Annotated in this window: 7 protein-coding genes and 2 pseudogenes; 4 read left to right on the top strand and 5 right to left on the bottom strand. The window is 36.7% G+C overall.

The window, feature by feature from the left end:
• Positions 1-181 (bottom strand): annotated as a pseudogene (locus T368_RS14255) (hypothetical protein); the annotation flags it as partial.
• Positions 182-312: 131 nt separating this feature from the next.
• Positions 313-1,383, bottom strand: a complete 1,071-nt coding sequence (prfA, locus tag T368_RS0111880) for a peptide chain release factor 1 (protein WP_004086744.1) — start codon at positions 1,381-1,383, stop codon at positions 313-315.
• A gap of 381 nt (positions 1,384-1,764) precedes the next feature.
• On the opposite strand from prfA, the gene T368_RS0111875 reads away from it, so the two are divergent.
• The 3 genes from T368_RS0111875 to T368_RS0111865 are packed head-to-tail and all read left to right on the top strand — an operon-like array spanning position 1,765 to position 3,783.
• Entirely contained in the window at positions 1,765-2,418 is a 654-nt protein-coding gene (locus T368_RS0111875; protein ID WP_004086741.1) for a MotA/TolQ/ExbB proton channel family protein, read from the top strand.
• A complete protein-coding gene (locus T368_RS0111870) occupies positions 2,411-2,803 on the top strand; it encodes a biopolymer transporter ExbD (RefSeq protein WP_004086735.1) in 393 nt (130 codons plus the stop codon). Before T368_RS0111875 ends, T368_RS0111870 begins: the two co-directional genes overlap by 8 nt.
• The gene (locus T368_RS0111865) at positions 2,800-3,783 is read left to right on the top strand and encodes a TonB C-terminal domain-containing protein (protein ID WP_004086734.1); all 984 of its coding nucleotides are present in this window, start codon (positions 2,800-2,802) and stop codon (positions 3,781-3,783) included. Before T368_RS0111870 ends, T368_RS0111865 begins: the two co-directional genes overlap by 4 nt.
• Before the next feature lie 453 nt (positions 3,784-4,236).
• Here T368_RS0111865 and T368_RS0111860 read toward each other — a convergent pair whose 3' ends face one another.
• Positions 4,237-4,677 (bottom strand): GatB/YqeY domain-containing protein, encoded by a 441-nt coding sequence (locus tag T368_RS0111860; protein ID WP_004086733.1) that lies wholly within the window; start codon positions 4,675-4,677, stop codon positions 4,237-4,239.
• A 62-nt stretch (positions 4,678-4,739) separates the two neighbouring features.
• Here T368_RS0111860 and flgH point away from each other — a divergent pair, with 62 nt between their 5' ends.
• The gene (gene flgH / locus T368_RS0111855) at positions 4,740-5,453 is read left to right on the top strand and encodes a flagellar basal body L-ring protein FlgH (protein WP_004086732.1); all 714 of its coding nucleotides are present in this window, start codon (positions 4,740-4,742) and stop codon (positions 5,451-5,453) included.
• Between the two features lie 79 nt (positions 5,454-5,532).
• Here flgH and T368_RS0111850 read toward each other — a convergent pair whose 3' ends face one another.
• Complete coding sequence (locus T368_RS0111850; RefSeq protein ID WP_004086731.1) at positions 5,533-6,129, bottom strand: hypothetical protein; 597 nt, start codon at positions 6,127-6,129, stop codon at positions 5,533-5,535.
• 91 nt (positions 6,130-6,220) lie between these two features.
• A pseudogene (locus T368_RS17435) lies at positions 6,221-6,613 on the bottom strand (methyl-accepting chemotaxis protein); the annotation flags it as partial.
• Positions 6,614-6,962: the final 349 nt, after the last annotated feature.

The following is a 6,962-nucleotide window of genomic DNA, read 5'->3' as shown; positions in this document are numbered from 1 at the left end:
CAAATAAGATTCTATGAATGATTTTTTCATTAAAGGTTTGTGGATTTTTAAAGTCTGGTGTATAGCCAAAGATTTTTTTATGTCTGTATATGAAGTATTCTTCATCACTCATTTTTGATTCTTTCCTTGCTTGATAGTTTTTATACCAAGAAGTTTTTCTTATAAGTTTTCGTAATCCCATGTGTATCCTTTTGTGTTAATTTGTGGTCTTTTGTGAAGTGTGGGGTATTATAGCATAAATTACAAAAAACAATGGCATTAATGCTTAAAGACAACATTTCTTATGCTAAAGCAAGTTTGCTACCAAATCACCTACGCTTCATTTGCGTTCGATAAAGCAAGGCTTTGTGCATGTGCGATAAGTGGGTCTATCACTTTATCTAAATCGCCACTTAACATAATCTCTTCAAGGCTATATAATGTAAGGTTTATGCGATGATCACTCATGCGGTTTTGTGGATAGTTATAGGTGCGTATTCTTTCACTCCTATCGCCACTACCAACTTGACTTTTCCTTGATTCTCTATTTTGCGCATTTTGTGCTTCAAGCTCGGCTTCATACAACCTTGCCTGCAATATCTTTAGAGCTTTATCCTTATTTTTATGTTGGGACTTTTCGTCTTGCATAGACACACTGATACCCGTTGGAATATGCGTGATACGCACAGCAGAATCAGTTGTATTAACACTTTGTCCGCCATGTCCACCGCTGCGGAATACATCGATTTTTAAATCATTTGGATTAATGTTTATCTCTAGTGAATCGACTTCTGGCATGATGGCAACAGTTATTGCGGAAGTGTGGATTCTGCCTTGTGATTCTGTCTTTGGGACGCGCTGCACCCTATGTGTGCCACCCTCATATTTCAGCCTTGAGTATGCACCATCACCTTTCACTAAGGCAATCATCTCTTTATAGCCGCCAACTGAATTTTCACTGCTGCTAATAATCTCTACTTTCCACTGCTTAGAATCTGCGTAACGACAATACGCACTAAACAAATCGCCCACAAAAATCCCCGCTTCATCGCCGCCTGTCCCAGCCCGAATCTCAAGATAGATATTCTTTTTATCATTTGGATCTTTTGGGATTAATAGAATCTTAATTTCATCTTCAAGGTTTTTTTGTGCTATTTCAAGCTCTTTTAGCTCCTCTTTGGCTAATTCTCCTAGCTCTTTGTCCTCTAATAACGCCTTGTTGCTAGTAATGTCATTAAGGACTTTTAGATACTCTTTTGCCTTCGCGACTATCTCATCGCTTTCACTTTTTTCCTTACTTAATGCAGTGAGTTTCGCAATGTCATTTATGACTTCTTTAGTGCTTAACATGGCTGCTAATGCGTCATTTCGCTCAATAATTGGTTTTAATCTATCAACTAACATGAATGCCTTTGCTTGTAAATTATTGTATTATAAAAAATGGATTCTATCTTAAATCTAACAATTATTGCAACTTTAATGATTTTGGGGGTTTTAAATGAAAGATTAAATAAGATTTGTGCTTATATGTTTGAATGATTAAGATACAAAAGATTATTAAAAGTTTCTCGTATAGTGTTTTGCAATAAGACTAGATTCTTAAAAATCACACAAGAAGCCAGACAATGATACTTGGATACTCGCTTTGAATGTAAGATTAACTATAATCATTCGCTTTCAACTTCAATATTTTGTAAAGATTCTATAAATTCGCAATTTATGTATATAATTCCTAGATTATTAGTAAGGGACTTTGATTAATTCTAATTATTTTAAGGATAATGTATGGGTGCGTTGGTTAGCTTTTTTGAGACAAGTGGGGTTATTACTCTGCTTGTTATTTTTTGGCTATCGCTTTACGTGATTGCTACATTATGGATTTTTATCTATAAATGGTTTGTGATACGCGGTATTCAAGATAGGGAGACTTATTCACTTGATTTATTGTTATCAAAGGATATAAGCATTCCGCAAAGTGCGGTATTTGCACGCTCAAAAGGGCATAGGCTTTTATCAAAAGAAATGTTACAAGTTTGGAAAAGTCAGATTCTAAAAAATGCGAGTGGTGGGCTTACATTCTTAAGCATTGTTAGCTCTACTGCACCATTTATCGGCTTGTTTGGCACAGTTACAGAAATCCTTGATGCGTTTGCACATTTAGGTTCGCAAGGACAGGCGACTTTTGAGGTGATTGCCCCTATTATTTCAAAGGCGCTTGTGGCGACTGCATGGGGCATTTTATGTGCTATTCCTGCGTATTCTTTCTATCTTATATTGAAACGCAAGATTGCTGTGCTTGGCGTATGTTTGCAAGCACAAATTGATGTAGCCCTTGCTGCTACCACTGATATGGATAATAATGGCTTTGATAGGACTAAAGAGGCTTTCACACAAGAAAAAACTAACAATATTGTATGGGGCGGAAAAGTCAATGGATGATTTAGAGCTTGAAGAAAAACCAGAGTTAAACATTACCCCGCTTGTTGATATTATGCTTGTTTTACTTGCAATCCTTATGGTAACAACACCAGCGATAGTGTATCGAGAGGATATACAGCTACCAGATGGCTCAAAGAGTAAGCGTGCAGAAATAAATCCTATACTCTCTGTGCGTATCGATAAAGATAGGCAAATCCATGTGGATAAAGATGTGTTTGCCTATGAGAGTTTTAAAGAGAACTTTTCACTGTGTGCAAATAGATATGATAAATCGCAATCAGTCTATATTTATGCAGATAAGAATCTATATTATGGCGAAGTTTTACCTATATTTGCTGTGCTAAAACAAGCAGGATTTACTAAAGTATCGTTAGGAACGCAATGAAAGAAGATGTCGTTATGCATAAAAATAGCCCATCTTTGCATGTAGCAAGTGGGTTTGCAGCCTTTTTGATTTATGCGCTTATGCTGATTTTACTTATTGGCGGCTTTAGATTCTATAAAGAGCAGGTGCGATATGGTGAAGAAGAGGCGGTAATGGCAGAGATTCTAGCAAATGAAAGTATTGAGTTGGCTGATATTGCACCACAAGAAGATTCTGCCCTGCAAGAGTTGCAACAAGCAATGACACAAGAAAATACTCCACAAGAGCAAATAGAAGAAAAAATGACAGAATCCATTGCAAAACAAGAAGCAGAAACACCAAAAGAAATAACGCCACCAAAACAAACATTAGCAGAAAAAACACCAGAAAAATTAGTAGAAAAGCCAAAGGAAGCGCAAGAGAAACCAAAAGAAGTGAATCTTGCTGATGTGTTTGCAAATGTGTCATCAAAGACTTCACAAGATATACGCAAGGAAGAAGAAGCAAAGCGTCAAAAAGAGTTAGATGAGGCAAGGAAGCAAAGAGATGAAGCGCAAAAAGCAAAACAAGCACAACTCACACAAAATGCACTCGCCCTAGAGCAAAGCACAAAAGCCCTGCAGCAAGCCACGCAGAATCTTAAAACAAATATTAAACAAGCGATGACAACAAAAATCATGCTAGAAAAGCCCAAATTTTCTGGTAACGCTGAAGATAAAAAGAAATATGATAAGTGGTATGCCCAAATTGAGCAGATTCTAATGAGTGAATGGCAAAAAAGCGGAAGCTTTCACCAAGCAGCCACAAGTGCGAAAGTCCGCATTAGAATCGATGCAGGTGGAAAGCTTACCTATCTTTACATGGTCTCTCAATCGCCCTATGGCGACTATAATAGCTCTGTAATTGCCTTTTTACGCAAAATGGAGACAAGACTTTTTCCACCTCCACCAGCAGAAGGCGTTGATTTGTCTATGGAGCTAGAGAATACTTTGAGACATTGATTTTAGAGTATTGTAAAAAAGATTTAACGCAGCATTATTTAGCCGCATTAGTCTTAGATTGCATAGTTTCTCAAAATCCATTTTAATTTATATAAAAGATTGTTATTTTATGTGTATAGACTTAGAATAATGCTATATGGCATATAATCCAATAAGATTATTAGGTAAAAGCTGCTTAAAAAATTCGAATGCTTTTAGCTAAAAACAAGGGAACAAAAATGGGTAAGTGGGGGTAAAATAAACTCTATCAATGCAAGCTATCTTACATCAATACTCACAATACCAATATGACTTTACAGAAAAACCCACTGCTTTGCAGAATCTATGCAAGGCGGTATAAACCATATAGAATAGATTCTAAAAAACTATATCGTTAGGGATTGTAGCTTTGGTGTGGGATTTTATAACTATACCTTTAATGTAAATTTCCACTCAAACACAATCTAATCATATTTATTGCAACAGCTTTTTTGCCATATCTGATATTCTTTTACCAGTAGCGACTGCATTAAGGCTCTTTGCTGCACCCATGACTTTGCCTAAATCCTTAGAATCTTTTGCACCAACCTTCTCTATAATCTCTTTTATAGCATTTTCTAGCTCGTTATCATCAAGCTGTTTTGGTAGATATTGCAGAATAAGTGCGATTTCATAACTCTCTTTATCCGCTAAATCCTGTCTATTTGCATTCAAATAACTCTCTTTTGCATCCTCTCTTTGCTTCAGGGCAGTCTTTAGAATCCCTATGCAGTCCTCATCACTTAGCACAATCCTTTTATCGATTTCTACTTGTTTAAGTGCGGAATGCAGAGTTCTCAATGCATCTCGTTTTGCGTTATCACCGCTTTTCATTGCCTCTTTAATGTCTGCCATTATAGAATCTTTAATACTCATGTAAATCCTTTTTGGGAATGTAAATTGCTTTGAATTATACAATATTTTACTAAAGGATGAGTATGAGAAAAGCGAGTATAAGAAAAATAGGCTTAGCATTATTGCTTCCAGCATTGCTTTGTGCGTATGAGCCAGAAATTGATATGAATGCCCCAGATTATGTAAATGATATGCCATCAAAAGACTTTGTGCCGGAGTTTCAAAGACCGGGTTCTTTGTTTGGACAGGGGGAGAGACCGCTATTTGCAGATAGAAGGGCTATGCGTGTCGATGATTTAATCACGATTAAGATTAAGGAAAATATCACAAATGACTTTAAGATTGATAAGAAGTATAGCGGGAGTAGCGGGGGGAATGTTACCCCTGCACAAATGACCTATAATGGACAGGACGCACAGCAGCAGGCAAACACAGCTTATCTTAACGATCAAGTCAATTATACGCTAACAAAGCCAAACAATGCGACTAACTTTCAAGGTGGTGGGACATATTCGCAATCACAGAATCTTGCCCTAACGATTACGGCTAGAATCTTAAAGGTTATGGAAAATGGCAATTACTTTATCTATGGTAAGCAAGAAATGCTTGTAAATGGTGAAAAGCAGATTATCCAAATCAGCGGTGTTGTCCGCCCTTATGATATACAGCAAAATAACACGATTGAAAGTCAATATATCGCTGATAGTAAAATCTCTATTGTAAGTGTTGGCAAAATCTCTGAAACTCTTACTAAAAAGCCAACTACAGATGCAATAGAATCAAACTGGCCTTATTAATCCTTTATAAACCGCTCTTGCTAAAAAGTAGGGGTTTGGTTTTGCAGACAAATGTTATTAGCTATTGTTGTTTGGAATTTTAGAATCCCAAATCTTGAAATAGAACTTTTTTGTGATATGGTATCCCGTAGTTTCTACCGATGAAATCATATCTGTCAAAAACATAGACTTGAAATGCTATACAGCATATAAAAAATACAATACCAAGGCAAAAGCCAAAGATGATTTTACGGCTTGAGACTAATACAATAGACACATTAAGCTTAGGCATATTGCGGAAAAAGGCAACACACACAATGCTGACTACAACAAAGCTTTCCCATATCACAAACCAAGGAATCATAAAAATTTGATTGCTGAGAGTTAAGGTAGCAGGCAACCCCGTGAGAGAAAAGGCAACAACAAGAGCAAGGCATACACCAAAAACAACAAGGTTTTGTCGCAATAGGGGAATAAATGCAAGAAAAAATGCAGGAAGATTCACAACAAAAAGGTAAAAAACAAGGATAATTCCCCTTGATATAAGTTCTAAAAAAGTGTGGTCAAAAAGTGGCGTTTGTGTAATGAAATATCGGTAAGCTAAAATGCCAAGAATGCAAAGTATCACATAAAGCACAAAGAGAAAGGGCAAAGAGAGAAAGAAACTCTTTGTTTTTATATTATTATGAGAATCCATACATTATCCCTTAGAAATATCAGCACATGCAAAGTATAAACCACGCATTATATATGCTTTATTTTTATGCAATTAAAGATGATAAGCCAACTTAAAACTGCTTTTTCTCTGCGTCTTCAAGGATTTGTTCTGCGATTTCATGCACTGCCTGACTAATCTCTTGTGAATGTCTTGCAACATCTGCACTTTGATGTGTGCTATCTTCGAGTTGCGTAACAGCTTCATTGATTTGGGCTACACCTTGTGCTTGTTCGTTTATGGTCTCTGCTACTTCATTTATACCTTGTGATAGAATGTTGGCATTTGCTTCAATTTCACTTAAGCTTTTTTGTGTGCGTTCTGCTAGTTTCCTTACCTCATCAGCAACGACTGCAAAGCCTCTGCCATGCTCTCCAGCCCTTGCCGCTTCAATAGCAGCATTCAAAGCAAGCAAGTTTGTTTGATTTGCAATATCATTAATGATAGCTACGATATTTTTAATATCTTCACCTTGTTGCAACACTTCATTCATACGCCCACGCATACTTTGCATTGAAGCTGTGATTTGCTCCAGTGAAGCGGCAGTTTGCGTTAGGGCTTGGGCTTGTTGCGTTGTGCCTTCTGTGAGTTTATTGACATTGTCTTCAAGCGAATTTGACCTATCGTTAAGGCTTGTTGCAAAAGACTTAGAATCTTTTAGCATTCTTCTTATTTCGGCACCAAGTAGATTTGCAATGCTTTCGATATTGCCTTCTGCTTCAGGGATAGAATTGCGGAAGTCAAGGTTTTTATACTGCTCAAAAAGCTTTTGAATCTCATTCATGTTGCTACCGATTTTTGTTTGTAAAACCTCA

This window comes from Helicobacter bilis ATCC 51630, assembly GCF_000686565.1.
Classification (GTDB): Bacteria; Campylobacterota; Campylobacteria; order Campylobacterales; family Helicobacteraceae; genus Helicobacter_A; species Helicobacter_A bilis.
This window is presented reverse-complemented; position numbering and strand designations above follow the sequence as displayed.

Coding starts and splice junctions, on each gene's coding strand:
- T368_RS0111865 (WP_004086734.1), top strand. CDS start 2,800: ATGAAAGAAGATGTCGTTATGCATAAAAATAGCCCATCTTTGCATGTA.
- T368_RS0111860 (WP_004086733.1), bottom strand. CDS start 4,677: ATGAGTATTAAAGATTCTATAATGGCAGACATTAAAGAGGCAATGAAA.
- flgH (WP_004086732.1), top strand. CDS start 4,740: ATGAGAAAAGCGAGTATAAGAAAAATAGGCTTAGCATTATTGCTTCCA.
- T368_RS0111875 (WP_004086741.1), top strand. CDS start 1,765: ATGGGTGCGTTGGTTAGCTTTTTTGAGACAAGTGGGGTTATTACTCTG.
- T368_RS0111870 (WP_004086735.1), top strand. CDS start 2,411: ATGGATGATTTAGAGCTTGAAGAAAAACCAGAGTTAAACATTACCCCG.
- T368_RS0111850 (WP_004086731.1), bottom strand. CDS start 6,129: ATGGATTCTCATAATAATATAAAAACAAAGAGTTTCTTTCTCTCTTTG.
- prfA (WP_004086744.1), bottom strand. CDS start 1,383: ATGTTAGTTGATAGATTAAAACCAATTATTGAGCGAAATGACGCATTA.